Source organism: Candidatus Neomarinimicrobiota bacterium (assembly GCA_030743815.1).
Taxonomy (GTDB): Bacteria; Fidelibacterota; Marinisomatia; order Marinisomatales; family S15-B10; genus UBA2146.
In genome coordinates, this window is the sequence record JASLRT010000079.1 from 1 (window position 1) to 2,045 (window position 2,045).

At 47.2% G+C, this 2,045-nt stretch carries 3 protein-coding genes; all 3 read left to right on the forward strand.

From position 1 onward, the window contains the following. A partial coding sequence (locus QF669_06420; protein ID MDP6457064.1) for a DUF4249 family protein occupies window positions 1-588 on the forward strand: 588 nt, incomplete at its 5' end. A 121-nt stretch (window positions 589-709) separates the two neighbouring features. Continuing rightward, window positions 710-1,549, forward strand: a complete 840-nt coding sequence (locus QF669_06425) for an IclR family transcriptional regulator (GenBank protein ID MDP6457065.1) — start codon at window positions 710-712, stop codon at window positions 1,547-1,549. Window positions 1,550-1,559: 10 nt separating this feature from the next. Beyond that, on the forward strand, window positions 1,560-2,045 hold a 486-nt coding region (locus tag QF669_06430; GenBank protein MDP6457066.1), incomplete at its 3' end, for a PEP-utilizing enzyme, mobile region.

The following is a 2,045-nucleotide window of genomic DNA, read 5'->3' on the forward strand; positions in this document are numbered from 1 at the left end:
ATTAAAGTAGATGAGTTTAACGATACCATGTCTGTGGATATACGGAGTGCGGATGTGACAATTATGCATAATGCAAGTTCCGCAACATATTCGTTTCAATTCGAGGAAGACACTGCACGGGGTAACCTCTTCTTCAATCCAGATTTCACCCCAGCTGAGGGGGAAACGTATACACTGACAGTTAAGGCGGAATCATTCCCAACAGTGACTGCTTCCACTACTATTCCTCAGCGACCCAGCATCAAGAACCTGTCTTTTTTGGAGGAATTATACGAGTTTGATCTCATTATGACAGAAGATACGGGCATGTATGAAGTGTATTTGTTTCTGGAAAGCGGCTATGCAGTAAACCAACGAGTGATCAACGATGGGCAGTCATCAAAGAGTGTTACACTGAAAATCCCTGACGGGTATGGTTTACCCTACTTGCTCAATATCTATGGGTATGATCCGCAGCTGACAGAATACACAAATGCGGCTGTGACACTCAGATGGAACACCTATCAGGAGACGGTCACCACCGTGGAAGGTGGCTACGGTGTTTTAGGTTCTGTTACTGTAGCTACCCTTTTCTTAGGCGAGACGTAGAGGTGACAGCGTTGAAGCTGAAAGACCACTATCGTAAGCCTGACTTTTACAGATAAACGGGGCGATATAACTTTTTTCTTGACAATGGCAGCGAATTGAGTTACACTTATATATTAAACCTATGGTTCAACTATTAAACCACCCAAAAACTGCTGTTGACCTCTCCCTGCAAAATGGATCTGTTTTTAAGACATTTCAAATCTTGGAGCAGTTTACTAGAAAGAATCCTCAGTTGACGCTGAATGAGATTGCTTCGCGGGCGGAGATCAATCGTTCTACCACATTCCGGTTCTTGAATTCGCTACGATCGTTGGGGATAGTGGAGAGATCAGAAGAAGGCCACTATAAGTTAGGCATGCGTCTTTTCGAGCTCGGGATTCTCGTTGACGTCAATCAATCCATCAGTGAAAAGGCGCAGCCGTTCTTGCGGGAGTTGTCAAATGATATGCAGGAATCGTCCTGTCTTGTCATCCGCGACAGAGTTGACGTTCTTTGCCTGGTGAACGAGGAATCGGTTCAGAGTATCCGCATCGATTTTCCCGTCGGATCGAGGAATCCCATGTACTGTACAGCAACGGGGAAAGCCATATTGGCTTTTATGGATGAGGAATTCATCGATCTCTATTGCGACATCACGGAGTTAAAGAGCCGTACGTCGCACACCATCACCAGTGCGGCAAAGCTGCGCCGTGAGCTAGAGGATGTCCGTGGATCCCTGGTCAGTTATAATGTCGAAGAATTCGCCGATGACGTTTTTTGCGTAGGTACGCCGGTGTTTGATATTAATGAATATCCTGTGGCCGCCATCAGCCTGTCCGGACTGAAGAGCAGAATGATAAACCAGAAGGCGATAATCTCGGAAGCTGTATTGCATGCGGGACAGAGCATTACCCGTGAAATCGGCGGTCGTTACCCGGACAGAGAGTCAACTAAACAAGACATAACAATGAATGTTAATTAAGGAGTTAATCATGGCAAAAAAACCAACATCAAGATTCCCAGATCCGCACGAGTTCGAGGTCCCGGCTGAATTAGCAGGATGGGAAGAAATGTATCCTGCCCACCAGCTTTTTTCCAGCGACAGGGAAGAATGGGAAAAGAATCAGTTCTGGTTTCAGGACAAGATTCATGCTCCGGAAGCGATGCCGCCGCTGGATCACATATTCCAGGAAGCGTGGCAGATTTCTCTATCGCAGTACACCACCCGGGTGTTCTGCATTCCCCCTGCTCAGGGAATTGCGCAACGGATGGTGGGGTGTTACCTCTACATCTGTGCAATCGCCCCACCCCCAGACGAAGTTCAGGGAGCAAAAGCTGAGCGTTTCGGGGCGCGGGTATTTCCCGTATTTAAAGACTATGATAACCTGTGGGAAAAGTGGCTGGTGAAATTCAAGGCGCTTGGCAAAGAGATGGACGGATTACAGTTCCCCCAGGAGATGCCTGAGTTCATTCCTGAG

What these genes read in the sequence shown, in the direction of transcription:
- QF669_06425 (MDP6457065.1), top strand. Translation starts at nt 710, where the DNA reads ATGGTTCAACTATTAAACCACCCAAAAACTGCTGTTGACCTCTCCCTG.